This window comes from Actinocrispum sp. NPDC049592 (genome assembly GCF_040675465.1).
In the GTDB taxonomy this organism is placed as follows: domain Bacteria; phylum Actinomycetota; class Actinomycetes; order Mycobacteriales; family Pseudonocardiaceae; genus Kibdelosporangium.
In genome coordinates, this window is sequence record NZ_JBFAPA010000001.1 from 1,025,923 (window position 1) to 1,050,964 (window position 25,042).

26 protein-coding genes are annotated in these 25,042 nt (G+C 69.1%); 11 read left to right on the top strand and 15 right to left on the bottom strand.

All coding sequences use genetic code 11. The annotated features are described in order from the left end of the window. The first annotated feature begins 40 nt into the window (after positions 1-40). Positions 41-1,270: an SGNH/GDSL hydrolase family protein gene (locus AB0J95_RS04880; protein ID WP_364752362.1), complete on the top strand. Its 1,230-nt coding sequence runs from the start codon at positions 41-43 to the stop codon at positions 1,268-1,270. Here AB0J95_RS04880 and AB0J95_RS04885 read toward each other — a convergent pair. The 3 genes from AB0J95_RS04885 to AB0J95_RS04895 all read right to left on the bottom strand — a co-directional run bounded on the left by AB0J95_RS04885 (position 1,236) and on the right by AB0J95_RS04895 (position 6,016). Further along, positions 1,236-2,759, bottom strand: coding sequence for a glycosyltransferase 87 family protein (locus tag AB0J95_RS04885; RefSeq protein ID WP_364752364.1), 1,524 nt, complete (start codon positions 2,757-2,759; stop codon positions 1,236-1,238). The two genes, AB0J95_RS04880 and AB0J95_RS04885, sit on opposite strands and share 35 nt — an antisense overlap. A 37-nt stretch (positions 2,760-2,796) precedes the next feature. After that, positions 2,797-5,268 carry a transglycosylase domain-containing protein gene (locus AB0J95_RS04890; RefSeq protein WP_364752366.1) on the bottom strand — a complete coding sequence of 824 codons (2,472 nt, stop codon included), beginning with the start codon at positions 5,266-5,268 and terminating at the stop codon, positions 2,797-2,799. A gap of 343 nt (positions 5,269-5,611) precedes the next feature. Next, complete coding sequence (locus tag AB0J95_RS04895) at positions 5,612-6,016, bottom strand: DUF5318 domain-containing protein (protein WP_364752369.1); 405 nt, start codon at positions 6,014-6,016, stop codon at positions 5,612-5,614. 190 nt (positions 6,017-6,206) lie between these two features. On the opposite strand from AB0J95_RS04895, the gene AB0J95_RS04900 reads away from it, so the two are divergent. Beyond that, positions 6,207-6,749 carry a PadR family transcriptional regulator gene (locus tag AB0J95_RS04900; protein ID WP_364752371.1) on the top strand — a complete coding sequence of 181 codons (543 nt, stop codon included), beginning with the start codon at positions 6,207-6,209 and terminating at the stop codon, positions 6,747-6,749. Positions 6,750-6,829: 80 nt separating this feature from the next. Beyond that, positions 6,830-7,912, top strand: coding sequence for an inositol-3-phosphate synthase (locus AB0J95_RS04905; RefSeq protein WP_364752374.1), 1,083 nt, complete (start codon positions 6,830-6,832; stop codon positions 7,910-7,912). Between the two features lie 63 nt (positions 7,913-7,975). Here AB0J95_RS04905 and AB0J95_RS04910 read toward each other — a convergent pair whose 3' ends face one another. Together AB0J95_RS04910 and AB0J95_RS04915 are read right to left on the bottom strand one after the other, a co-directional pair. Then, on the bottom strand, positions 7,976-8,473 hold the full coding sequence (locus tag AB0J95_RS04910) for a DNA-processing protein DprA (RefSeq protein ID WP_364752376.1): 498 nt from the start codon (positions 8,471-8,473) through the stop codon (positions 7,976-7,978). Next, entirely contained in the window at positions 8,473-8,742 is a 270-nt protein-coding gene (locus AB0J95_RS04915; RefSeq protein ID WP_364752379.1) for a hypothetical protein, read from the bottom strand. The genes AB0J95_RS04910 and AB0J95_RS04915 overlap by 1 nt, the downstream gene beginning before the upstream one ends. An 82-nt stretch (positions 8,743-8,824) precedes the next feature. On the opposite strand from AB0J95_RS04915, the gene AB0J95_RS04920 reads away from it, so the two are divergent. The 6 genes from AB0J95_RS04920 to AB0J95_RS04945 all read left to right on the top strand — a co-directional run bounded on the left by AB0J95_RS04920 (position 8,825) and on the right by AB0J95_RS04945 (position 14,290). Continuing rightward, a complete protein-coding gene (locus AB0J95_RS04920) occupies positions 8,825-9,352 on the top strand; it encodes a sigma-70 family RNA polymerase sigma factor (protein WP_364752382.1) in 528 nt (175 codons plus the stop codon). Continuing rightward, positions 9,352-10,134, top strand: coding sequence for a hypothetical protein (locus AB0J95_RS04925; RefSeq protein ID WP_364752385.1), 783 nt, complete (start codon positions 9,352-9,354; stop codon positions 10,132-10,134). The genes AB0J95_RS04920 and AB0J95_RS04925 overlap by 1 nt, the downstream gene beginning before the upstream one ends. A gap of 31 nt (positions 10,135-10,165) precedes the next feature. Then, a complete protein-coding gene (locus AB0J95_RS04930) occupies positions 10,166-10,669 on the top strand; it encodes a sigma-70 family RNA polymerase sigma factor (protein ID WP_364752388.1) in 504 nt (167 codons plus the stop codon). Then, the gene (locus AB0J95_RS04935) at positions 10,669-11,442 is read left to right on the top strand and encodes a hypothetical protein (RefSeq protein WP_364752391.1); all 774 of its coding nucleotides are present in this window, start codon (positions 10,669-10,671) and stop codon (positions 11,440-11,442) included. The genes AB0J95_RS04930 and AB0J95_RS04935 overlap by 1 nt, the downstream gene beginning before the upstream one ends. Positions 11,443-11,576: 134 nt before the next feature. Beyond that, positions 11,577-13,616: a PhoX family phosphatase gene (locus tag AB0J95_RS04940; RefSeq protein ID WP_364752394.1), complete on the top strand. Its 2,040-nt coding sequence runs from the start codon at positions 11,577-11,579 to the stop codon at positions 13,614-13,616. Between the two features lie 14 nt (positions 13,617-13,630). Beyond that, entirely contained in the window at positions 13,631-14,290 is a 660-nt protein-coding gene (locus tag AB0J95_RS04945; protein ID WP_364752396.1) for an SDR family oxidoreductase, read from the top strand. Here the strand turns inward: AB0J95_RS04945 and AB0J95_RS04950 are convergent. From AB0J95_RS04950 to AB0J95_RS04975, 6 genes are all read right to left on the bottom strand, one after another. Further along, on the bottom strand, positions 14,265-15,575 hold the full coding sequence (locus AB0J95_RS04950) for an amidohydrolase (RefSeq protein ID WP_364752399.1): 1,311 nt from the start codon (positions 15,573-15,575) through the stop codon (positions 14,265-14,267). The genes AB0J95_RS04945 and AB0J95_RS04950 overlap by 26 nt on opposite strands. Before the next feature lie 10 nt (positions 15,576-15,585). Continuing rightward, entirely contained in the window at positions 15,586-16,554 is a 969-nt protein-coding gene (locus AB0J95_RS04955) for a nitric oxide synthase oxygenase (RefSeq protein WP_364752402.1), read from the bottom strand. A 66-nt stretch (positions 16,555-16,620) separates the two neighbouring features. Beyond that, entirely contained in the window at positions 16,621-17,256 is a 636-nt protein-coding gene (gene trmB / locus AB0J95_RS04960; RefSeq protein ID WP_364753491.1) for a tRNA (guanosine(46)-N7)-methyltransferase TrmB, read from the bottom strand. Between the two features lie 67 nt (positions 17,257-17,323). Continuing rightward, positions 17,324-17,923 (bottom strand): hypothetical protein, encoded by a 600-nt coding sequence (locus AB0J95_RS04965; RefSeq protein ID WP_364752405.1) that lies wholly within the window; start codon positions 17,921-17,923, stop codon positions 17,324-17,326. Between the two features lie 287 nt (positions 17,924-18,210). Then, positions 18,211-18,975, bottom strand: a complete 765-nt coding sequence (locus tag AB0J95_RS04970) for a hypothetical protein (RefSeq protein WP_364752407.1) — start codon at positions 18,973-18,975, stop codon at positions 18,211-18,213. Continuing rightward, a complete protein-coding gene (locus tag AB0J95_RS04975; protein WP_364752410.1) occupies positions 18,972-19,913 on the bottom strand; it encodes an ABC transporter ATP-binding protein in 942 nt (313 codons plus the stop codon). Before AB0J95_RS04975 ends, AB0J95_RS04970 begins: the two co-directional genes overlap by 4 nt. A 221-nt stretch (positions 19,914-20,134) precedes the next feature. Here AB0J95_RS04975 and AB0J95_RS04980 point away from each other — a divergent pair, with 221 nt between their 5' ends. Next, on the top strand, positions 20,135-20,671 hold the full coding sequence (locus AB0J95_RS04980) for a TetR/AcrR family transcriptional regulator (RefSeq protein WP_364752413.1): 537 nt from the start codon (positions 20,135-20,137) through the stop codon (positions 20,669-20,671). Next, entirely contained in the window at positions 20,668-21,546 is an 879-nt protein-coding gene (locus AB0J95_RS04985; RefSeq protein ID WP_364752415.1) for an SDR family oxidoreductase, read from the top strand. Before AB0J95_RS04980 ends, AB0J95_RS04985 begins: the two co-directional genes overlap by 4 nt. Position 21,547: 1 nt before the next feature. On the opposite strand, the gene AB0J95_RS04990 is transcribed toward AB0J95_RS04985, so the two are convergent. Genes AB0J95_RS04990 through AB0J95_RS05005 form a run of 4 tightly spaced genes read right to left on the bottom strand, consistent with a single transcriptional unit; the run spans position 21,548 to position 25,003 of the window. Further along, positions 21,548-22,750 (bottom strand): ABC transporter permease, encoded by a 1,203-nt coding sequence (locus AB0J95_RS04990; RefSeq protein ID WP_364752417.1) that lies wholly within the window; start codon positions 22,748-22,750, stop codon positions 21,548-21,550. Then, the gene (locus AB0J95_RS04995; protein WP_364752419.1) at positions 22,747-23,418 is read right to left on the bottom strand and encodes an ABC transporter ATP-binding protein; all 672 of its coding nucleotides are present in this window, start codon (positions 23,416-23,418) and stop codon (positions 22,747-22,749) included. Before AB0J95_RS04995 ends, AB0J95_RS04990 begins: the two co-directional genes overlap by 4 nt. Beyond that, positions 23,415-24,458, bottom strand: coding sequence for an efflux RND transporter periplasmic adaptor subunit (locus tag AB0J95_RS05000; protein ID WP_364752422.1), 1,044 nt, complete (start codon positions 24,456-24,458; stop codon positions 23,415-23,417). Before AB0J95_RS05000 ends, AB0J95_RS04995 begins: the two co-directional genes overlap by 4 nt. Next, entirely contained in the window at positions 24,455-25,003 is a 549-nt protein-coding gene (locus AB0J95_RS05005; protein ID WP_364752425.1) for a hypothetical protein, read from the bottom strand. Before AB0J95_RS05005 ends, AB0J95_RS05000 begins: the two co-directional genes overlap by 4 nt. Positions 25,004-25,042 lie beyond the last annotated feature (39 nt).

Here is a 25,042-nt window from a genome sequence, read left to right on the forward strand (position 1 = left end):
GGCGGTGGCCATGGGTCACTGTGCGCAGCACGGTGATCACATGAAGCGATTGGTCGCGGTCGGTGTGGTGATGGCGTGTGCGCTGGGCCTGGTCACCGGGTCGGGTTCGGCGGAGCGGCCGGAGCCGAGGGTGCTCGCCACCCCCGGCGGGTGGGTGGGCACGTGGGCGGCCTCGCCCGCGGCGCCGGTGCCCAACACGGACAACGGCTATCCGAACTTCTCGATCCGCAACCTGGTGCACGGCAGCGTCGGCGGGTCGGTAGCCCGGGTGCGACTGTCCAATCAGTTCGGTGCGAAACCGTTGCTGTTCGGGCATGTCACCATCGCGGTGAGCGCGCAGGCCAACACCCCGCGCGCGGTCGCGGGCAGCATGCGCACGCTCACCTTCGGCGGAGCGCAGTCGATCACCGTGCCCGCGGGCGGCGAAGTGCTCAGCGACGCCTCGCTGCTGCGCGTCCCCGACGACGCGGATCTCCTTGTCACGACGTATGTTCCGACGCCGTCCGGACCGGTCACCTTCCACCCGGCGACCGAGCAGACGTCGTTCTTCACCCGCAACGGCGACTTCTCGGCCGAGGAGTCCGGGGCTTCGTTCACCGAGCAGACTGGTGTCTGGCATTACGTTGCCGGCGTTGACGTTCAGGGCTCGATGGCGTCCGGGTCGGTGGCCACCCTCGGCGACTCGATCACCGACGGCGTGGGCTCGTCGACCGGGACCAACCGCCGCTGGCCGGACCTGCTGGCCGACCGGATCCTGGCCAGTCCGCGCCGGCTGGGCATCGTCAACGCCGGGATCAGCGGGAACCGGCTGCTGCTGGACGTCCCCGGGAGCGGCTTCGGCCGCAACGCGTTGGCGCGCTTGGACAACGACGTGCTCAGCCTGGGCACCGTGCAGACCATGATCGTCATGCTGGGCATCAACGACATCCAGCAGGACCCGCATCAGACCGACCCGGCGCAGATCATCGCCGCGCACCGGCAGATCATCGCCCAGGCCAGGGCCCGCGGCATCCGCGTGCTCGGCGCGACGCTGACTCCGTTCAAGGGCTGGCGGGTCTACGACCAGACCCTTGAGAACACGCGCCTGGCGGTGAACAACTTCATCCGCACGAGCGGCGCCTACGACGGGGTGGTGGACTTCGACGCGGCCATCCGCGACCCGCAGGACCCGTTGCGGATGCTGCCCGCCTACGACTCCGGCGACCACCTGCACCCGGGCGACGCCGGGTACCAGGCTATGGCCGCCGCGGTGCCGCTCGGCCTGCTCTGAGCAGGAACCGGTCCTCGGCCCCGTCGAGCACACCGCCGGCGGGGTCGTCGTCCCCGGCGAGCCGGACCAGGTCACGCGCCGGGTGGTAGATCTCGTAGACCACGAGCGCGCACAACGCGACCACGGCCAGGTCGCGCACGACCACCCAGCCGAGGAACCACTCCACCGGCAGGCCTTTGTGGTCGACGCCGAGGTAGTACATCATCCGCGGCACCCAGACCAGGGCGTCGATCGTCATCCAGGCCAGCAGGATCTTCCACCGGGGCATCGCCAGCACGGCCAGCGGCACGAGCCACAGCGAGTACTGCGGGCTCCACACCTTGTTGATCAGCAGGAAGGCCGCCACCAGCAGGAAGCCCAGCTGCGCCACCCGCGGCCGGACCGGCGCGGACAACGCCATCACCGCGACCGCCGCGCAGCACGCCAGGAACAGGCCCGCGGTCACGGCGTTCAGCACCGACGGCGTCTGCCACGGCCCGAGGTGACCGTCGAACCCGGTCCAGCCGGTGAACTCGGTGATCACGTTCCAGATCGAGTCGGTGTCCGCGGCCCGCGCGGTGTTGCGCCGGAAGAACTCCCACCAGCCCTCGGGATACAGGTACGCGATCGGCGCGTTCACCACGAGCCACGCCGCCAGCGCGGCGACCGTGGTCCGCTGCCACTCCCGCAGCTTCCCCGCTCTCAGGCACAGCACGAAAAGCGCGCCGAGCAGGAACAACGGGTAGAACTTGGCCGCTGCCCCGATTCCGATCAGCACCCCGGCCGGCACGGGTTTCCGGCGCGCCCACGCCAGCATTCCGGCGGCCGCGGCGGCCGCGGCCAGCGCGTCGAAGTTCGTGAACGCGTGCACCAGGACGAGCGGTGACGCGGCGACCAGAACGGCGTCCCACGGTCTGCGCCGGGCGATCCGTACGGTCGCGAACACCGTCACCAGCCAGGCCAGCGCCAGCCAGAACGCCGAGATGTCGAAGTAGATGGCCACCGGGATGGCCTGCGCCAGGCCCAGATCCAGCCAGCCCGCGGTGAGCTTGGCGTTGACCCACTGGAACAGCCCGGTGAGCACCGGGTACTCCATGTACCGGGTCTGCTGGGTCGGCTTGCCCTCGTCGTCGATCCAGGTCGTCTTGTAGGGGAAGCTGCCCGGCTTGTCCAGCTGCTCGGCCGTGTACAGCGGGACGATGTCGGTGTAACACATCGTGATGTAGGGCCTGCTGGTCCGCCAGTCCAGCTCGAACTTGCCGTCCTGGGTCGTGTACTGCTGGATGCAGGCGGCCTTGCCGAACCAGCTCAGCATCAGCGCGAACACCCCGACCAGCAGCGCGATCCGCAACGGCGTCCAAAACCACTGACGGCCCACCTGGGCATGTTCACCCAGGGGGCCGCCAATGGTTCTGGCCGCTGCCTTCCCCAGTGGTCCCGTCAACGAGGGGGCGACCCGCTCGGCCGGTTCGATCGAGCGGGTGTCACCGAAGTCGTCATCGGGCTGCACGCGGGAATGCTACGGGGACGAAGATCTGTCGCGCCGGTCAACCGCCCTGAAAATCGTTGGGGTTGTTGTCGCCGCCGCGTCCCGTCCCGGTCGGGTTACCGGGCCCGCCGGGCCCGCCCGGTCCACCGGGCAGCGAGATCGTCGGACCGCCGCCACCCTTCTTGGTGGTCGTGGTGGTCTCCGACGACGGCGGCTGCGACTGCGAGTTGCCCTGTGTGTTGCTGTTCTGCGACTGGGAGTTGCCCTGCGGGTTCTCCGCCGAGGACGACGCGGCGTTCTGCCGGTCGTAGTCCTCCTTGGACTTGCCGATCGGCACCAGCGGCGGGAAGTCCATCTTCGGCTTGCCCTTGAGCCAGGCGTTCATGAACTTCTGCCAGATCAGGCCGGGCAGACCGCTACCGAACACGATCTTGCGCTGGCCCTTGACCGTGCTCCACAGCGCGCTGTTGTCGTCACTGCCGACCCACACCGCGGTGGAGATCTGCGGGGTGTAGCCGACCATCCAGGCCGCGCAGTTGTCGCTCTTGTTGGTCTTCGCGGTGTCGGCGCAACCGTGCGTACCGGTCTTGCCGGCGCACTCGCGGCCGCCGTCGCACGGGATCTTCGACGACTCCGGGATCGGCAGCAGCGACTCGGTCACGTTCCGGGCGATCTGGGCGTTGTTCTCCGGGTCGCTCTTGTTGAACGCCATGCCCAGGTTGGTGCTGCCGTCCTCCCAGACCGTCTTGCCGGACGCCGGGTCGATCACGCTCTGCACCAGGTGCGCCTTGTGCTTGGTGCCGTTGGCGGCGAACGTGGCGTACGCGCCGGCCATGTCCACCGGGCGGGCCTGGTAGACGTCACCGCCGATGGCGATGTTGACGTTCGGCGGGTTGCCGTTCTGGCCCTCCAGCGGGATCTGCTTGGCGCCGACGTTGTTCGGGATGCCCGCCTCGATCGCCGCCTTGGCCACTGCCCGCGTGCCGACGGTGTTGAACGCGATGTCCGCGAACACGGTGTTCACCGACTGCTTCATCGCCTCGGCGACGGTGCACTGGTCACCGCACTTGTTGCTGCCCTCGGAGTTGTTGATCGTGGCGCCGCCGAACTTGCGGTTGCTGCGCCCGTCGTAGACCTCGTAGAGGCCCTTGCCCTGGTGCAGCAGCGCGACCAGGTCGAACGGCTTGTACGAGGAGCCCGGGTTCTGCCAGGCCTGCCCGGCGTAGTCGAGCTGGCCCCTGGCCTTGTTGTAACCGTAGTAGGCGATGATCCGGCCGGTGTTCGGGTCGACCGCGACCAGCGCCTGCCGGAGGTTCTCCGGCTGGCCCTGCATGGTCGTGTTGATCGCGTCCTGGGCCATCTGCTGGGCGGTCGGGTCCACGGTCAGGTTGACCGTGTAGCCGCCCTTGGTGATGGTCTCCCGCTCGATGCCGTTGCTCTGCAGCTCACGCAGCGCGGCCTGCCAGATCAGCGACTGGTCCGGGGTCATCTTCGATGAGGCCGAGTCGGACTCGATGGGCTGCGGGAACCCGGCGGCCTTGTCCTGCGGCGTCGCCCAGTGGTTCTCGATCATCTTGTCCATCACGTAGTTCCAGCGCTTCTCCGGGTAGTCCGGCTCCTTCACCTCCCGGCTGGGCCCCTGGATGACGCCGGCCAGCGTGGCCGCCTCCTGCTTGGTGATGTCCTTGAGGTCCTTGCCGTAGTACGCCTTGGCCGCCGCCACGATGCCGTTCGCGCCCCGCCCGAAGTAGATCGTGTTCAGGTAGGCGGTGATGATGTCCTCTTTGCTCATCGTGTTGGACATCTTGTAAGCCTTGACCAGCTCGGTCGCCTTACGGGTGAGGGTCTTCTCCTCGTTCTCGGTGGCCTTCTTGACGTACTGCTGGGTGATCGTCGAACCACCGCCCTGGCCGCCGGTGAGGTTGTTCCACACGGCGCGCATGATGCCGGTCAGGTCGAAGCCGGAGTTGGTCCGGAAGGTCGCGTCCTCGGCCGCGTAGACGGCGTTGAGCACGTGCTCCGGGATGTCCTTGTACTCGACCAGGGTGCGCTTGCCGTCCGGCGGCGCGATCGTGGTCATCTGCTGCCCGTTGCCCCAGTTCACGGTGACCGTCTTGGGCAGCGTGTTGGCCAGCGCCTTCGGGTCCGGCACGTCCACCAGCTGGTACATCACGAAGAACGCGACGATCGGGCCGATGATCATCAGCGCCAGGAAGACGTAGCTGGTCCGCCGGACCCGCTTCCAGATCTTCTTGCGCCGGCGCCGGCGAGCCTCTTCGTCGGTCTCGTACGGCTCGTCGTAGAGGCTGTCCGGGTCCTCGTAGCCCTCGTCTTCGAACTCGCGGTGCGTCAGCAGCTCGGGTTCGGCCGCCGCACGGCCGCGGCCGTTGAGCGGGGTGAGCATGTCGGTCTTCTGCTCGCTCGGCCCGGCCGGCTTGGCGACCCGCTGGGTCACCTGCTCGGCAGGGTTACCCCGCGGCGGGGTCCCCGGCCCGCCCGGGCCCATCGGCGGGCGGGCGCCCGGCGGCACGGGACGGCCACCACCCGGTCCACCGGGTCCGGCTGGTCCACCCGGCGGACGGCCGGGCGGGCGCGGCGCACCGCCGCGCGGGGGCATGCCGTTGCCGCGGGGGCGCTCCGGCGGCGTCTCTGTTGGCCATTGGGGCTGGGCCGGGCCGTCGTCATCGTCGAACGACGGGGCCCAGAACCCAGTGCTCTCCTGGGACTGTTCTTGCCGGCGACCGCGCTTGCCGGCATCAGGGTCGTCACCCGTCGGCCACTGTGGGTCTCGGTGGTCGTTCACAAATAGGCCTTCCAGACGTCCGCGAGCATGCGGAGCAGCTTGCGACGAAGTTAGCTGGTCGGTGACCGCCTCATTCCGCCGCTGTCCTCCTGCGTGGCTTGCCGGAACGCAGACCGCGCGTTCCCAAGACGTATGACTGCACTAGGTGGTTCCATGAACATGTGCGGCAAACTTCTACCGCATACACGGTGAACTCCTCATAGAGGTTCGCCAGTTTGGCAAGTTCCTCCGGAGTCCGTGCCGAACCTGAAGCATGCTTGAGCTCGTCACCGTAGATCCAGGAGACGAGCGTGAGCGGTTCCTTCCGGCAGACCGGACAGGTCACCTCGGTCGGCTGGCCATGGAACTTCGCAGCTCGCAGCAGGTACGGGCTGGCGTCGCAAACCTCCCCAGTGCCAACGCGGCCGGAGTAGACCTCGGCGAGCAGCGCACGGCGCTGCAGCGCGTAGTCCACGACCTGACGTTGGGTTCGCACGGATTACAGCGTACGGGTCCGGGCCATCCCCCCGCTGGTCCGTTCGGGTCAGTGCGTTGCCGGTAAGCCCCTGGACCTGCGGACCTTCGCCTGCGTGTCGATTGCCACAGGCACATGTGTTGAATCGGCACGCGATGTATCGGCACGATATAGTTGTCCGGTAGGTCCGGCGACAACCGAGGAGGTCTCGATGCTCGAGTTCGCCATCCTCGGCCTGTTGCACGAGGCCGCCATGCACGGCTATGAGCTGCGCAAACGACTGCATGACCTGCTCGGCACGCTGCGCACGTTCTCCTACGGCTCGCTGTACCCGACCCTGCGCCGGCTACTGCGGGCCGGCCTCATCGTCGAGGAGGAGCCGGACGAGAACCGGGCGTGGGGCCGCCGCGCCAAGCGCGTCTACAAGCTCACCGCGGAGGGCAAGGAACGGTTCGCCGACATGCTCGCCGACGCCGGCCCCCAGACTTGGGACGACGAGGGGTTCGGCGTCCACATGGCGTTCTTCTCCCGGACACCGGCCGAGGTCAGGATGCGGATCCTGGAAGGTCGGCGGCGGCGGGTCGAGGAGCGCCGGGAAGGACAGCGCTCGGCGCTGGCCAGGGCGGGTGAGCAGATCGACCGGTACACGCGTGAGCTGCACCGGATGGGCCTCGAGTCCAGTGAGCGCGAGGTGCGCTGGCTCAACGAGCTGATCGCCAACGAGCAGGCCGAACAGGACGGCGGCGCCACCTGAGGCGGCCACGGACACAACCTGAGTTTTCACTCGACGGCGGCCGGTCCGCCGTCACCTGGAGATGGATAAGGAGAACCGGCATGGGCCGAAGCGTGAAAGTGGCCATCGTCGGGGTCGGCAACTGCGCGGCTTCCCTGGTTCAGGGCGTCCACTACTACCGTGACGCCGATCCGGCCACGCGCGTGCCCGGCCTGATGCACGTGCAGTTCGGCGAGTACCACGTCGGTGACGTGCAGTTCGTGGCGGCGTTCGACGTGGACGCCAAGAAGGTCGGCCGCGACCTGTCCGAGGCCATCGTGGCCAGCGAGAACAACACCATCAAGATCTGTGACGTGCCGCCACTGGGCGTGACCGTCCAGCGCGGGCACACCCTCGACGGCCTGGGCGAGTACTACCAGGAGATGATCACCGAGGCGGACGAGGACCCGGTCGACGTGGTCCAGGTGCTGCGCGACTCGGGCGCCGACGTGCTGGTCTCCTACCTGCCGGTCGGCTCGGAGGAGGCGGACCGGTTCTACGCCCAGTGCGCCATCGACGCGGGCGTGGCCTTCGTCAACGCGCTGCCGGTGTTCATCGCCTCCGACCCCGAGTGGGCGGAGAAGTTCCGCGCCGCGGGCGTCCCCATCGTCGGCGATGACATCAAGTCGCAGGTCGGCGCCACCATCACGCACCGCGTGATGGCCAAGCTGTTCGAGGACCGCGGGGTCGAGCTGCTGCGCACCTACCAGCTCAACTTCGGCGGGAACATGGACTTCATGAACATGCTGGAGCGCAAGCGCCTGCAGTCCAAGAAGATCTCCAAGACCCAGTCGGTCACCTCCCAGGTCCCGCACGAGATGGAGAAGGCCGACGTGCACATCGGCCCGTCCGACCACGTGCCGTGGCTGGACGACCGCAAGTGGGCCTACGTCCGCCTCGAGGGCCGCGCCTTCGGCGACGTCCCCCTCAACCTCGAGTACAAGCTCGAGGTCTGGGACTCCCCCAACTCCGCCGGCGTCATCATCGACGCCGTCCGCGCCGCCAAGATCGCCCTCGACCGCGGCATCGGCGGCCCCATCCTCTCGGCCTCCAGCTACTTCATGAAGTCCCCACCCGTCCAGTACTCCGACTCCGAGGCCTACGACGCCGTGGAGAAGTTCATCACCGGCGAACTCGAGTCCTGACCCACACGCACGCCATGCCCCGGGAGCCCCCACGGCACCCGGGGCATTTTCATGGACCCGGCCTCACGAGGAGCGCTCCCCCGGCGCGCTCGGCACAGCTTCGAGCACTTGGACATAACGAGGCTTTGTCTGCAGCACGGACTTTCCCAGCATCTCCGCCAGCGGATGACCGGTCCGGCCCCTAGTGCTGGGGATGGTCGTGACCAGCTGAAAGCCGGTGACACCCACTGCGTTCGCGAGGCATTTCTCGTGTTGGCGCAGGAACTCGGCCAGTACGAACGCGAGCCCGTGGTCTGAGCAGCCGGCGGACCTCGGGATGGCCTCGCCCGCCTCGACGACAACGGTCGCGACGGTCAGACCGCTCATCACGGCGTTGCGCATCGGGAAGTGATGTTTCGCCGGCCGGGCGTCCGGCAAGAACTGGGAGATCACCGCGCCGGTGCGGGTGATCCGCTGCTGGAGGTCGCGGTTCTCCGCGGGATAACAGTGGTGGAGACCGGTTCCGACGACGGCGACTGTCCGGGCACCGGCGTCGAGCGCTGCTTGGCGTTGGTGGACCATCAACAGCTGTGTGGGATAGGTCTCATCGAGCAGGGTCCCAGGGTGATCCCCTCGTCGGCCCACTCGGCTATCTCCGCTTCGGCCGCCTCGAGCGAGGCATCCAGGTCCATCGGTGTGTGGTCCAGGGTGGGCGCCGCGGGACTGGTGAGCTGTTCGAGGATCGCCAGCGCGGAGCCGGATTCCTCGACGAGGCGGGCCACTTCCGCCCACGGGTGCTCGTCCGCGCGCAGCGCCAGGAGCAGCGCGGCCTGTTCGCGTCGGTCGATCACCGCCGCATCCTATCGAACACGCGTTCACTTCCGGCGCTGGGACACGGCTAAACCTTCTGGCTGATCAGGGCGTCTGAGGGGGGTGAGCACGGTGGTGGCCGGGCCGGGCGCCGCGGGACCGTCCAGAATGGACGCGATGGTGGCGTTCTCGACCCTGTTCGACGAGTCCTTCGAGGCGATGAAGCGGCTCGCGTACCTGCTTGGCGCCGACGACCCGGAGAACATCGCGCAGGAGGCGTTCGTCCGCCTGCACGACCGGTGGCACACGCTCTACGACGAGAACAAGGCGCTTCCTTACCTGCGGGCGATGGTCGTGAATCTCAGCCGGTCGAGGCTGCGTCACCTGAAGGTCGTGCGGAAGGCGCCGCCGGACGTCATGCTCGACGAGGTGTCCGCGGAGACACACGCGCTGGCCCGCCAGGAGCACCGGCGGATCAGGGAGGCGCTGGGCAAGCTGTCCCGGCGGCAGCGAGAGGTGCTGGTGCTGCGCTACTGGCTGGACCTGGACCAGGCCGCGATCGCCGAGACGCTCGGTGTGGCCGTCGGCACAGTGAAGGCGACGACTTCGCACGCGATGAACAACCTGCGCAAGCACCTGGAGGAGTGGTGATGGACGAGCTGGAGCGGCGGCTGCGCTCGGCACTCACCGACATGGCCGGTGAGGTGCCGGCCAGCACTGACGCCTGGGGCGAGCACGAGCGGCGGATGGCCCGCCGCGGCAGGCAGGCCCGGCGCCGGCCGATCCTGGTGGTCGCGGCGGCGGCCGCCGTGGCGGCGTTGATCATGGTGCCGGTGCTGGTGTTCAACTCACGCGGCGGTGGTGGCGGCGATGACCTGACCGCCGCGAACCGGCCGCCCGAGACGAGCGTGAGCACGCCCAGCACGAAGATCCCGAGCTCGGGTGTGGTGGTGCCGCAGACCAAGGCGACCTACCAGCCGGGGGTCGGCGAGACGATCGTCATCGGGCCAGTGTCGCTGATGACCGAGCAGTCCGGCGGTGGCGGGTACCGCAGCCTGTACGGCCTGGTCCTCAACGCCAAGGGCGAGACGATGTACTGCACCGCCGAGGGGAAGACGTTCACCACCGGCATCCCGCGCGACGACGCGGTGACCAAGCGCGCCTGCTCGCCGCTGCGGCCGCCGAAACCGGGCAAGGTGTTCTGGGGCAAGTTCCAGGTCAGCACCGTGGCCGACAACATGGGTGGGTTCGTGTTCCTGGCCGCCAAGAACACCCACCACGTGGTGGTGCGGGCGGACAACGGCACGTACGCCACCGCGGACCGGATGGGCAGCGGGACCGACTTCGACCTGTTCTTCACCTACATCTCCGGCAAGACGATCACGAACTACACCGCCAAGGACGCGGCCGGGCAAACCCTCGAGGACGCCTAAACCCGGCGCGTGAGCCAGACGTGAAGGACATGTGAGAGCGGTGGTGGCCGGGGCCCCCGGCATGGCGGCGTTCTCTGCGCTGTTCAGCGAGTCGTTCGAGGCGATGAAGCGGCTCGCGTACCTGCTCGGCGCGGACGACCCGGAGAACATCGCGCAGGAGGCGTTCGTCCGGCTGCACGACCGCTGGCACACGTTGTACGACGACTCGAAGGCGTTGCCGTACCTGCGGGCGATGGTGGTGAACCTGAGCCGGTCGCGGTTGCGGCACCTCAAGGTGGTGCGCAAGACACCGCCCGAGGTGATGCTGGACGAGCTGTCCGCCGAGTCCCACGCGATCGCTCGCCAGGAGCATCGCCGGATCAGAGAGGCGCTGGGCAAGCTGTCACGCCGGCAGCGGGAAGTACTGGTGTTGCGCTACTGGCTGGACCTGGACCAGGCCGCGATCGCCGAGACCCTCGGTGTCGCGGTCGGGACGGTGAAGGCGACGACTTCGCACGCGATGAACAACCTGCGCAAGCACCTGGAGGAAGGGTGATGGACGAGCTGGAGCGCCGGCTGCGCTCGGCACTCGTCGAGCTGGCCGAGGAGGTGCCACCGAGCCACAACGCCTGGGCCGACCAGGAGCGACGGCTGGCGTTGAAAAGTCGTCGAGCACGGGTTCGACCGGTCCTCATGGCGGCGGTGGCGGCGGCGGTCGCCGCGCTGATCGCCGTGCCGGTGGTGATCTTCAACCTTCGCCCGAGCGGTGTGCAGGCCGGTGGTGTGCTGCCCGCCGAGGAACACCCGTCCAGCGTGGCCACCGGCCCGGCCTCGAACTGGCCGCCGCCCAAGACCGGGAACAACTATGTGCCCGTCCCGAACGAGAAGCTGATCACCGAACCGGTGAGCGTGGAGACCGTCACCCGCCCGGAGGGTCAGTGGGAGACCCTCGTCTACACCGTGCAGCGCGACGGCACGCAGCTGATGTGCTCGATCCCGCTGCCGTACGGCGTCAAGGTCAACGGCGCCGACCAGGCCAAGTACGGCAGCCCGGCGTGCCTGCCGCTGATCGCGCCGAGGAACGGCCGGCTGATGTGGTTCAAGGGCTTCCTGCCGAACAGCGCCAACGGCATGTACGCGTACGTGATGACGCCGAACGTCCAGTCGGTGCTGGTGCGCACCGCGGACAACGCCTGGAAGGTGGCCTACCGCATCGGGCCGCAGGGACCGGACTACGCCGTGCTGATCGCCCGGCTGGGCCCGCAACAGGGCCAGCCGAAGGCGTACACCGCGCGCGATGGCCGGGATGCCACGCTGGAGAACGGATAACCGCACGTGACCGGCTGGTTCTCGGCAGCGACGCCCAGCGGTTGTTCGCCAGTCGTTCACTTTGATGTCCGCTAGGCCTACCTTTGGGCGCTTACCGTTCGGCCGTTCCCACTGACCCTTATGGGAGGCTTCGCGTGGAATCACGCCGTCTGCTGCCACTGCTCACCAACGATCACTTCGGGCGGTCGGCAATCACGTGCCAGTACCGCTGTAACAACGCGTGCTCGCACGACGCGCCCAACACGTCCGGCAACGAGTACTTCGGTGACGTGGTCGGTTCGATCGTGCGCCGGCGTGGCCTGCTCAAGGCCGGCACCGTGCTCGCCGCGGCCGGCGCGGGGATGACCGCCCTGGGTGGTTCCGCGTCCGCGGCCCCCGCCGACGCGGAGCGGCACGGCTCGCACCGCGGCGACGGCCTCAACTTCGACCCGGTGGCACCCAACACCGAGGACAAGATCGTCACGGCCGACGGCTACGACCACGCCGTCGTCATCCGGTGGGGCGACGCCGTGCTGCCCGGTGCTCCGAAGTTCGACTTCGACAAGCAGACCGCGGCCGCGCAGGCCAAGCAGTTCGGCTTCAACAACGACTTCTGCGGCCTGGTCCCGCTGGGCTACAACCGCTGGCTGATGGGCTCGAACCACGAGTACACGACCGAGTCGTTCATGTTCAAGGGTTACAGCGAGGCCAACCCGACCGAGGAGCAGGTCAGGATCGGCTGGGCCGCGCACGGGTTCTCCGTTGTCGTGGTGCAGAAGGACTTCTGGTCCGGCAAGCTCGTGCCGCAGCTCGACCGGCACTACAACCGCCGGATCACCGTCACCACCCAGTTCGAGTTCGACGGCCCCGCCGCGGGCAGCGACTTCCTCAAGACCTCCGTGGACAAGACCGGCCGGAAGGTGTTCGGTACCTTCGGCAACTGCTCAGGTGGCGTCACCCCGTGGGGCACGTACCTGTCCGGCGAGGAGAACTTCGACGGCTACTTCGCCAGCCCCACCGCGCCGACCGACCCGCGGGTGACCCGCTACGGCAAGATCGGCACCGCGACCGTGCGCAAGTGGGAGCGGTTCGACAAGCGCTTCGACATCACCCAGGAACCCAACGAGTTCAACCGGTTCGGCTGGGTCGTCGAGATCGACCCGAAGGACCCGGACGCCGCACCCGTCAAGCACACCGCGCTTGGCCGGTTCAAGCACGAGGCCTGCAACGTCCGGGTCGCGCGTGACGGCCGCGTGGTCGCCTACATGGGTGACGACGAGCGGTTCGACTACATCTACAAGTTCGTGTCCTCGGCGAGGATCAAGCACGGCGACAGCCCGAGTGCCCGCGCGCACAACAAGAAGCTGCTCTCCGACGGGACCCTGTACGTCGCCAAGTTCACCGGGGACAGCCCGGCTGCCGAGATCGACGGCACCGGCAAGCTGCCGTCCGATGGCGAGTTCGACGGCTCCGGCCAGTGGATCCCGCTGGCCAGCGGCAACAAGTCCTTTGTGGACGGTTTCACCGCCGAGCAGGTCTACGTGTTCACCCGCATGGCCGCGGACAAGGTCGGCGCCACCAAGATGGACCGGCCCGAGGACATCGAGCCGAGCCCGAAGAGCGGCCGCGTGTACGCCGCGCTGACCAACAACACCGACCGCGGTGTGGCAGCAGGCAAGGAGGGCCCGACCGAGATCAACCCGCGCGTCGGCAACAAGCACGGCCACATCCTCGAGTGGGAGGAGAAGGGTGGCGACCCGACCGCGACCAAGTTCTCCTGGAAGCTGCTGCTGGTGTGCGGTGACCCGGCCTCGCGGGACACGTACTTCGGTGGCTACGACAAGACCCAGGTCAGCCCGATCTCCTGCCCGGACAACCTGGCGTTCGACAAGCGCGGCAACCTGTGGATCGCCAGCGACGGGAACGCGCTGAAGTCCAACGACGGCTTGTTCGCCGTGCCGGTCGAGGGCAAGTACCGCGGCCGCGTGAAGCAGTTCCTGACCGTGCCCAAGGGCGCGGAGACCTGCGGCCCGGTCATCACCGAGGACTTCGTCCTCGTCTCCGTCCAGCACCCGGGTGAGATCACCGGCGCCAGCGCCGACAACCCGTTGTCGCACTGGCCCGATGGTGGCACCAGCCAGCCCCGTCCGGCCGTCGTGTCGATCTGGCCGCGCCGCGGATCGATCTGCGACTGACTATCGTGAGCTAGGTGACGAGAACGGCACTGGTGACCGGTGCTTCCGGCGGGATCGGGGCGGCGGTCGCCCGTGCCCTCGCACCCACGCACGAGGTCTGGCTGGGAGCGCGCAAACCGGTGACCGGGCTGCCCGGAAGGCCTTGGCCAGTAGACCTGCGGGACTTCGGGTCCTTCGAGGAACGGACCCAGGACATCGAGTCGCTCGATGTCCTGGTCCACTCCGCCGGAATGGTCGAGATCGCGTCGCTCGAAGACCACACGCCGCAGCTGTGGCGGGAGACGTTCGCCCTCAACGTCGTCGCCGTGGCCGAGCTGACGAGGGTGTTGCTGCCCAAGCTCCGTGAAGCACACGGGCACGTCGTGCTGATCAACTCCGGCTCGGGGATCCGGGCGAACCCGAACTGGGGTGCTTACGCGGCAAGCAAGTTCGCGCTGCGCGCGTACGCGGACGTGCTGCGGGCCGAGGTTCCGGAGATCCGCGTGACGTCAGTGTTCCCCGGGCGCACGGACACCGGCATGCAGCACGCCGTGCGGGATGCCGAGGGCGGTCAGTACGAACCCGAGAAGTACCTACGGCCGGACACGGTCGCGCAAGCGGTGTTGAACGCGATCAACACGCCTGGCGACGCGCATCCGACCGAGGTCGTCATCCGGCCGCGAGGAGCCGTTTAGTCACCTCGCCCGCGGCCGCCTGGGCCTCGGCCCGGTCGACCATCGTGGTCTCGCCGTCGCTGACCACCTGGTCACCGGCCACCCACACGTCCTGGACCTGACGCGCACCCGCGGCCCACACCAGGTTCGACAGCAACTGCACGTCCGGCACGTCGACCCCGCTGGAGAACGCCGGTGCGTCGGTGGACACGTGCACGACGTCCGCCCAACGACCGGTCTCCAACGCACCGATGTCCGTCCGCCCCAGCACGGCCGCGCCGCCCCGAGTGGCCATCAACAGCACATCGGGGGCCACCAGGGCCGAAGCGTCCAAAGTGGACAGACGGGCCAGCATCGCGGCCAGCCGGATGTCCTCCCACAGGTCCAGATCGTCGTTGCTGGCCGGGCCGTCCGTGCCCAGGGCGACGTTGACGCCCGCCTCGCGCAGGTCCCGGATCCGCGCGATCCCGGACGCCAGTTTGGCGTTGGACCCCGGGCAGTGCGCGACCCCGACCCCGTTGGCGGCGAAGATCGCGATGTCCTCATCGGACAGATGAATGCTGTGCGCCGCGACCACCCGCCCGCCGAAGAACCCCAGCGACTCCAGCAACCGCGGCACCGAACCGTGCGCTTCCCGCTGCGCCGCGTCCTCCAGGGCCGCCTCGGCGACGTGGATGTGCATCAACGCATCCCGCGCGCGAGCCGCCTCGGCGACCTCGACCAGCACTTCCGGGGTCAGCGTGTAGGCCGAGTGCGGGCCGTAGCCGATCTCGATCCGGTCGCCCGGGCCGAACCGCAGGCCACGTGTGTCGATCATCGAGCTGACGTGGTCGACGAGCTTGCGCCAGGTGAACCCGGGCGCCTCGATCACCCCGCCGGTGAGCACCGCGCGGGCGCCGGTGGCGAGCACCGCCTCGGCCAGCCGGTCCAGGTTGAAGTACATCTCCAGGCTCGTGGTCACGCCCGCGCGGAGCATCTCCACCGAGCCCAGCACCATCCCGGCGTACATGTCGTCGCTGGTCAGTTTGGCCTCGGCGGGCCAGATCACGTCCTGCAGCCAGCGCAGCAGCGGCAGGTCGCCGCCCATCCCGCGCAGCACGGTCATCGGGGTGTGTGCGTGCGCGTTCACCAGGCCCGGCAGCAGGATCCCGGCCAGCTCGGTGACCGTGGCCTCGCCGGGAGCCGACGCGAACGGCCCCACGTAGCCGATCCGCCCGTCCTCCTCGATGTCCACCACGGCATCCCGCAGTACCGAACAGGCCGTGTCGCACGGCAGGACGATCGGAGCTCGCAAGCGTTGACGCATGTCGCGCAAGCTACCCCAGGAAACTGGGCGAATGACGGTCGCCGTCCGGCCGGACGGGCTGGTCGGCTCGGGCCGCAATGCTCACTCCCGCCGCCTGGAACGAGTGCAGGACGGCCCGGTCCAGCTCCAGTGCGGCGCGTTCGCGCCAGAGCGAGTGCTCGATGGAGGTGTCCAGGCCGAGTTGCTCGGCGATCACCCGGCCGAACCCGTAGGCCCGGTCGTCGCCGAGCGCGTCCGCACCGATCGCGGACGCCCGGTAGATCCCGTTGAACAGCGCCGGATACCGCACCCCGCCGATGCACAGCAGCTGCGAGCGGACGCCCACCGCGTGCCAGCGCAGGCCGAGGTCGACGAACCAGCTCAGCTCGGGGTGCTCCAGCGGCACCTCGCGGACCACGTCCCGCGGGATGGCGAACAGCCGCACCCCGTGCTCGTGATCCCGGATCACCAGCGGCAGCAGGTCGAACGCGCTGCGAGCGGTCGGCGTCCGCCAGCCCATCTTGCGGACCGTGTCGGTGAACGCCACATGCCGGCGGTCGCCCACGACCTGCCCGTGCTGCGCGTACCCGGCGTAGCGGATCAGCTGCTCGTTGATCAGCCGCGGGCTGTCCGGCGCGAAGATCGTCACCGTCGGCCGCACCCGGCCCTTGTCCACAGCGGCCCGCAGGTGCTGCACGCACCCGGACGCGACCTCGGTGGCCGTGTGCGCGGCCCGCAGGTCCCGCACGAGCAGGCCGCGCCACGGCACACCAGTGGTGCAGACGCCGCTGTCGCGCAGCGCGAGACGGGCGCCGTAGGCCAGCTCACCGCGGGTGTGCTGGTAGGTCCCGGTCTCCTCGACCTGGGTACGCACCAGTGCGAGCCGGGAACGGACGTGCCCGGCACGCGGCCGGGCATCGTGATAGCTGTACAGGAACTCCTCGGCCGCTTCGAGCAGCCCGGCATCCGGCGATAAGGAGATCTCACGCAGGGCGGTCACACCCTGGTTATCGGCCGATCGGGGTAACCGGCTCAACTACCCGGCCGGGTAGGACTGGTACTACTGTCAGTGCGCCCGTTCGTAGATCAGGTCGCGGATGTCCCGCTCCTCGGCATGGGCACGGGACTCGAACTTGGTCACCGGCCGCCATTCCGGTCGCGGTGCCCACCCTCCGTGCACATTGGTCAGCCGCGGCTCCGCCTCGCACACCTCGAGCATGTGCTCGGCGTAGTGCTCCCAGTCGGTGGCCATGTGGAACCGGCCGCCGGGCCGCAGCCGCGAGGCCACCAGAGCGGCGAAGTCGGGCTGGACGATCCGGCGCTTGTGGTGCCGCTTCTTCGGCCATGGGTCCGGGAAGTACAGCCGGACCTCGTCGAGCGAGTCCGGTTCGATGTGGTCGGTCAGCAGGATCACCGCATCGCCGCGCAACAGCCGGAGGTTTGTCAGGCCAAGCTCCTCGGCCCGCATCATCAGCTGCGCGAGCCCGGCCTGGTAGACCTCGACGGCCAGGTAGTTCACCCCGGGAGCGGCGGCGGCGAGCTTGGCGGTGGTCTCGCCCATGCCGGAACCGATCTCCAGCACGACGGGGGCCTCGCGGCCGAACCACGCACTCACGTTCAGCGGCCCTGATGGCAGCTCGACCACATCCTGCCCGAGCTGCGACCAGTGCCGCTGCCAAGCCTTCTCCTGGCCCACTGTCATCCGCCCGCCCCGCTGGACGTAGCTGACCACAGTGCGCCGGTGTACCTGTTGTTCCACGGTGTTAAAGCTAGGAGACGCTCTCCCAGCGGGCGAGGTTGGCCCGCAGGTCGGCCAGCCCGCGCACGGCGAGCGGAGCCGGGGTGCTGCCGGTGTTGTGCACCGGCACGATGTCCAGCCAGCCGGGATGCCGGTCGGTCAGGACAAGGGTGGTCGGGATGGCGGGGCCGTCGACTCTTCGTTCCGACGGCATGTACTCCCAGTACCCGGTGTCGCCTTCGGTGCTCCACGGCACGAACACCCAGCCTGGGCGCGCGTCGAGCAGCTTGGCGACCCGGTCCTCCAGCAGGAACCCCTCGGAACGCGTTGCCAGGGTGCCCGCGGCAAGCGCGCGCAGCCACCAGGGAGCGGGGAGCTGCGGATCGACTTCCACGGCGGTCCGGAACAGGGTGAGCACCTGGTCCTCAGGCGCCCGGTGCACCCACGCCCGGCGGATCTCCGACGGTCTGGTGGCGGATGCGATGGACGAGATGGCGCTGTGCGGCTCGATCGCTTGAGACCATTCCAGCGCGATCATCGGCTCTACTCGTAGTTCCCGGCGCACTGTTCCGGAGTTCGGCAAAGCGCGCTCGGGTGGCCCGGTCGGGGCACTCAGGTCAGCAACCGTCAACGTCCACCTCCGATGGTTCGTGACGGGGTCAACATCGATCTGAGCGCTAGTCGAACACCGTTGTCCGCGACGTGCGCGACGCCTCACAGCCTCTTAACGTGGTATTTACCAGGCCGCATGCGCTAGATCGCTGCGGCCCATCCTTCCAAGTCCGACCGGTGATCGCAACAGTCCGTGACCGGATCGACAAAGGGCCCGGGCCACCCCCCGACAGGTGACCCGGGCCGATTTTCCCCAGTTCCCGCCCACCGGTTGGTCCCCGATTCACCAACCGGTGGTTCTTTCGGTCAGGCGTCCCGCTTCTTGGCGGTGACGATGGCGATCGTCAGCATCACCACGGCGAATCCGGCGAAGTACGCCATCGCCCACCAGGGGTCCAATGTGGAGTTGGAGGCCCCCGGCCCGGAGTCGGCCAGCTCCGGCGACACGTCCGGGTTGCCGGTCAGGAACCGGCTGGCGACGTTGAACGGCATCCAGGCGTGGATGTCCATGCCCACCTTGGGGATGATCCGCACCAGCGACTCGACCATCAGCGAGTACGCCAGCAGGATGGACACTGCTCCGGCCGTGTGGCGGACCAGGATGCCCACCGACAGGGCGATGATCGCGGCGAATGCGGTGACCAGCCCGGCGCCGGCGACCGCGCGCCAGTCGGCGGCCGTGTTCAGCGCGAGGTCGGCGTCCGGCCGGAACAGCTTGGAGATGCCCAGCGAGCCGAACGCGGCGATCTCCCCGGCGATGCCGCAGGCGATCGCGACCACGACGGCCTTGGCCAGCAGTGCCGAGGTGCGGTTGGGCACCGCCTGGAAGGTCGTCTTGATGGTGTTGAACCGGTACTCGGTGGTGATGGCCAGCGCGGCCAGCACCAGGATCACCGCCAGCCCGAAGTTGAACCCGAACTGGGAGCTGATGATGTTGACCTGGGCGGTGTCGTTGGCCGACAGCGACAGCAGCGCGGCGAACCCGATGGTCAGCGAGAGCGCGAGGGCGAAGCACCACCATGGCGAGCGGGTGGAGAACAGTTTGATCCGTTCGACGGACAGCAGTGTCATCGGGTCACTTCCTGCAGTTGGCCTGCGGCTTCGGCAATGTCGGTGTGGTACTCAACGGAGTCGCCGGTCAGCTGCATGAACGCCTCTTCCAGCGACCCGCGCTGCGGGCTGAGCTCGTGCAGCACCAGCTGGCTCGCGGCGGCGATCTCGCCGATCCGCTCGATGTCCATCCCGGACACCACGAGCGAGCCGGCCTCACCGTCGCGCAGCGCGCCGCCCTCGTGGGCCAGCGCCGCACGCAGCTTGCCCAGGTGCGGGCTGCGCACCTTCACCGTGTTCTCGGTGGCGGCGTGGATGAACTCCTCGGTGCTGCTCTGCGCGATCAGCCTGCCGCGGCCGATCACGATCAGCTCCTGCGCGGTCAGCGACATCTCGGACAGCAGGTGGCTGGAGACGAACACGGTCTTGCCCTCGTCGGCCAGCCGGTGCATGAACCTGCGGATCCAGAGGATGCCCTCCGGGTCGAGGCCGTTCACCGGCTCGTCGAACAGCAGCACCTCCGGGTCGCCGAGCAGCGCGGCGGCGATGCCCAGCCGCTGCGACATGCCGAGCGAGAACCCGCCCGCGCGCTTGCCGGCGACCGAGGTGAGGCCGACGATCTCCAGCACCTCGTCGACGCGCTTGATGGAGATCTTGTTGGACACCGCCATCCACTTCAGGTGCGAGTAGGCGGACCGGTTGGGGTGCACCCACTTGGCGTCCAGCAGGGCGCCGACCTTCCGAAGGGGATGGTGCAGGTCCCGGTAGGGACGACCATCGATGAGCGCCTGGCCGGACGTGGGGTTGTCCAGGCCGAGGATCATCCGCATGGTGGTGGACTTGCCGGCGCCGTTCGGGCCGAGGAACCCGGTGACGCGGCCAGGCTGGACGGTGAACGACAGATCGTTGACCGCGACCGTCTTCCCGTAGCGTTTGGTGAGGCCCCGTGCCTCGATCATTGCCGCTCCCTAAGTGAAGTCATTGCGCCTCCCCCGACTGGCACCAATCGTGGCGGCGGCGCACCCCCGCTCGCGTCCTCCCGGGGTGCCACTTCGGGGTCAGCTCGGAGTCGTAGTCCGGGCGACCCGAAAGCCGCCTCGACTAGGTGAGATCCCCGAGGTGACCCTGACTCGCCGGGGTAGGGGTGGCCCCCGTTAATGAACTGTGGTTCACTAATGGGGTGGCCCGGCCCCGGACGATCACCGACGCGCGTCTGCTCGACGCGTTGGGTCAGGTCATCGCCTCACGAGGGCCTGGTTTCACGGTCGCGGACGTGGCCGCGCAGGCAGGTGTTTCGGTCGGGACGGTCGCCCAGCGGTTCGGCTCCAAGCACGGGCTGCTGGTGGCGTTGAGCGAGGCCGCGATCGCGCAGATCCCCGACCTGGTGCGCTCTGCTTCGACTGTCCTGCAAGCTTTGTTGAACGTCTACAGCGGACTGGACGATCCCGCGACCGCGCCGCACAACCTCGCCCAGCTGGCCGCCGACCTGGCCGATCCCGAGCTGCGCGGGCTGCTGGGCCGGTTCTACTCGACGCTCGCCGACGAGCTCACGCCGTTGCTGATCCCGTTGCAGGGCGCGCCGCCGCAGGCCGCGCGGCTGCTGGTGGCGCTGACGAACGGCACGGCCGTGGACTGGTCGATCAATCCGGTCGGACGGCTGGCAGACCGGCTGACCGACGACATCGGTGCGGTGCTGAACGGATGGAGGACTGCATGATCGCCGTGGTGACCGGGGCGACCCGGGGCTGTGGCCGGGGAATCGCCGTCGAGCTGGGCGCGGCGGGGTACACGGTGTACGTCACCGGCCGCACGACCCGGGACGCGGTGAGCCCGATGGGCCGGCCGGAGACCATCGAGGAGACCGCTGAACTGGTCTCGAAGGCCGGCGGCACCGGCATTCCGGTGCGCTGTGACTTCACCAATGTGTCCGATGTGGACAGTCTGGTGCGGGTCATCAACGGCCAGATCGACCTGCTGGTGGACGACGTCTGGGGCGGCGACCCGTTCGTCGAGCACGGCACGCCGTTCTGGGAGTCCGACCTGGACAAGGCGATCGCGGTGACCCGCAACGGGATCGAGTCGCACCTGATCGCCCTGCACCGGCTGGTGCCGCTGGTCCGCCAGGGCGGTCTCGTCGTCGAGATCACCGATGGCGACGACGACACCTATCACGGCGTTTCGCTGCCGTACTACCTGGTGAAGAGCGGTGTCCGGCGGATCGCCCACGGGCTGGCGAAACAGTTGCAGCCCAACGGGATCACCGCTGTCGCACTGACCCCTGGGTTCATCCGGTCGGAGGCGATGCTCGAAGGCCTCGGCGTCACCGAGGAGAACTGGCGGGACGCGGTCGCCCAGGACCCGCACTTCGCGATGGCCGAGACCCCGCACTACGTCGGCCGGGCCGTGGTCGCGCTGGCGTCCGATCCCCAGGTCAGCCGGTGGTCGGGCGACTGCCTGTCATCCTGGGGGCTGATGCGGGAGTACGGCTTCACCGATCTTGACGGCACCCGGCCGGACTGGGGCCGCTGGTATGAGGAGGTCTTCCTGGCCGGGCAGGACCCGGCCACGGTGGACGCTTCGACGTACCGCTAGATCAGGGCGCAGCCAACGCCTCGGTGGGAGTGAGCCGGGCCGCGCGGACCGCCGGGTAGAGCCCGGCGAGGACGCCGATGGCCAGCGCGGACCCGGCCCCGCCGAGGACCGCGGCGGGCGGGATGACCGCGGGCCAGTCCCGGGCGACCGCGTAGGCGGACGTGCCGAGGATGCCGAGCGCGGCCCCGGTCAGCCCGCCGAGCAGGCACAACGTCACCGACTCGGCGAGGAACTGGCCCCGCACCTGGCCGCGGGTGCTGCCCAGGGCCCGGCGCAGGCCGATCTCGCGTTTGCGTTCCAGCACCGAGATCACCATCGTGTTGGCCACGCCGACCGCGCCGACCAGCAGCGCCACCCCGGCCAGGCCCAGGAACAGACCCGAGAACGCGGTCTCGGTGATCCGCTTAGCGGCCAGCGCGTCCGACGGGCGGCTGACCTCGATCCGGGCCGGGTTCGGCGGGAACACCGTGGCGGCCAGCACCTTGCGGACGTTCTCCAGCTCGGCCTCGGCGGACCGGACGAACACGACCGTCGGATGCCCGTCGAACCGCAGCCAGGTCCGCGCGGCCGTCCACCCCACCAGCACCGAACGCTCCACATCGGGCGCCAACGGCATCGGCGCGAGCACCCCGCCGACGGTGAACCAGCGGTCGCCGATCCACACTGTCGGCGCGGGCCCGCTGCCGACTTCGGTGATGCCGAGCCGGCTCGCCGCCTTGTCGCCCAGCACCACGATCGGCAGGCCATCGGTCGCCGCGGTCAGGTACTTGCCGGACGCCACCCGACCGCCGATCGCGGGCAGCAGGTCCGGGCGCGCGGCCAGCACGGTCAGCCCCGAGCCCTGCTCGGCCGGGATCTTGTCGGACCGGCGGACGTTCGCGTGCGTGTTGGCCACCGCGCTGGTCAGCTCGACCGGCCCGATCCGGGCGGCCATGTCCGCGGCGGCTTCCGGCACCGGCGGCAGGGTCTGGCTGACCTGGTCGATGGTCGCCTGGGCGCGCAACAGGTTGGTGCCCAGCGCGGACAGCCGGGCGTCCAGGTCCGCGCGGCTGGACGCGGGGATGCCGACCACCATGATCATCGTCGCGATCCCGATCGAGATGCCCAGCGCGGACAGCACCGCTCGCAGCGGCCGGGTGCGCAGCCCGGCGAACCCGAGTGCGGCCAGATCCAGCGGGCTCAACCGCACCGGTGCGTCGCTCATACCGACACTCCCTGGATCCGGCCGTCCAGCACGGACACCCGGCGGGGCAGGGCGGCGGCGATCTGCAGGTCATGCGTGATCACCGCGACCGTCGTGCCGCTGGCGTTCAAGGCGCGCAACAGGTCCAGCACGGCGTGGCCGGTGCGGGTGTCCAGCGAACCGGTGGGTTCGTCGGCGAGCACGATGGCCGGGTCGTTCACCAGGGCGCGCGCGATGGCGACCCGCTGGCGTTCGCCGCCGGACAGCTCGTGCGGCCGGTGCCCGGTCCGGTGTGCCAGGCCGACCCGCTCCAGCGCGGCGGTCGCCAGCGACTTCCGGCGTCGCCGTGGGATTCCGGCATAAAGCAGCCCGGTGGCGACGTTTTCCACCGCGGAAAGGCCTTCGGCGAGGTGAAACTGCTGGAACACGAACCCGATCCGACGGGCCCGCAACGCCGACAACCGTCGGTCCGGCAGCGCGGACGCCACCCGGCCGTCGATCCGCACGACGCCGCTGCTCGGCCGGTCCAGCGTGCCCATCAGGTGCAGCAACGTCGACTTGCCGGACCCGGACGGCCCGACGATCGCCAGCAACTCCCCGGTGTGCACGGACAACGAGACGTCGTCGAGCGCGCGCACCCCGCCGGGATAGACCTTGCTGACGTGCTCCAACGACAGCACTTCAGTCATGATGCTCGCACCACACGCATTCCCGCTGCCAGCCCATTGCCGGTGACCTCGACCAGGTCACCGGCGAACAACCCGGTCTGTACACCGACGAGCTTGGTCCGGCCGCCGTCGACGACCTGCAGCGCGTAACCACCTTCGCCGAGTGCGAGCAACGCGGTCACCGGGACAGCGAGTACGCCGGTCCGTCCCGCGGTGACGATCTTGACCTGCACCGGGCCGGAATCCATTGCGGTGACGGCGTTCTGGTCGTCGACCGCGATGGTCGCCAGCTGCTTCGGCGTGCCGTTCTCACCGGCGGGCGCCGCGTTGACGGACCGGACGGTCCCCGGCGCCTGCGTCCCGTTCGGCAGCTGGAGGTCGACTTTGGCGCCCGGCTTCACGGTGCCGAGGTCGACCTGCGCGGGATCCAGCTGAGCGCTGACCGCCTTGTCCACGGTCGTATAGGTGAACACGTCGGCCGCGGCCGGGGCGCCAGGCTGCGCCTTCACCGACTCGACCCGGACCTTGCCCGGCAGCACCACCGCGTCACCCGCCTCCAACGCGCCGGTCTCCTCCAGCCCATTGGCCTTCTGCCAGCGTTTCAACGCGCTCTCAGTGTCCACAGTGAACTTGTTGCCGGTGCCGGGGTTGCGGTAGCCGAGCGTGCGGAGGTTGTCGATCAGCTCGCGGATGTCCGGTCCGGGCGTGGCCGCGGTGTCGATCCGCCGGTACAACGGCGTGCCACCGAACAACAACGGCACCGACTTGGCGTCCACTGCGTACAGTCGCTGGCCGCGGTCGATGACCGTGCCCACGGCGGGCAACCAGGTCACCGTCCCGGCTTTGCGGCCGGTGAGCACCGTCGGCGCGCCATAGCCGAGGGTTCCGTTCACGGTGACGGAGACACTCAGGTCGGTCCGCTTGATCTCGACGGTCTCCGCGGCGGCCGGACTGGCGGGCTGCTCCACGGGTGCGTGCTCAGCCAAGCGGCTGTACGCCAGCACACCACCCGCGCCCACGACGAGCAGCACCGCCAGGCTCACCGGCAGCCAAGCCCTCACTTGTTCCCGCCGGCCGACAGTTCCTTCTCGCACTGGGGGATCAGGTTGAGCCCCTTGGAGATCGAGTCGGAGTCGTTCTGCGCGCCGCCGAGCGCTATCGACGTGCGCTCGTCGCCGGGCTTGACCGGCGACTCCTCGACGTACTTGACGCCCTTGCCGCGCAGGCACAGCACCATCTTGTGGGCGAAGTCGGCGGCCTGCGGGTTGGCCGTGTCGTACTCCCACGGCGGCAAGGGGTCCTTGAACTTGCACGCGGCGGTGGCCGCGGCCTCCTTGCTCATGTCCATGCCCGGACCCTTGCGGAAACCATGGTCGGCCATGCAGTTGCTGTACGCGGTGTAGAGCTGGTCCTCCTCGTCCGGCGTCATGTCCAGCCGCAGCCGGGGGCGGGCCGCCTCGGCCGGGGCGCTGGGCGGCGCCGCCGGGGGCGCGGCCGCCGACGAGGTCTGCAGGGTGGCCACCTTCTGCTCCGGCGCCGCCGGGGACGAGCAGCCGCCGAGGATCACCAAGGCGGCGATCCCGGCGGCGATCCGCACTGGGGTCATGCCGGCGAGCATGTCGGGGAGTTGTGAAGAACCTGTTGG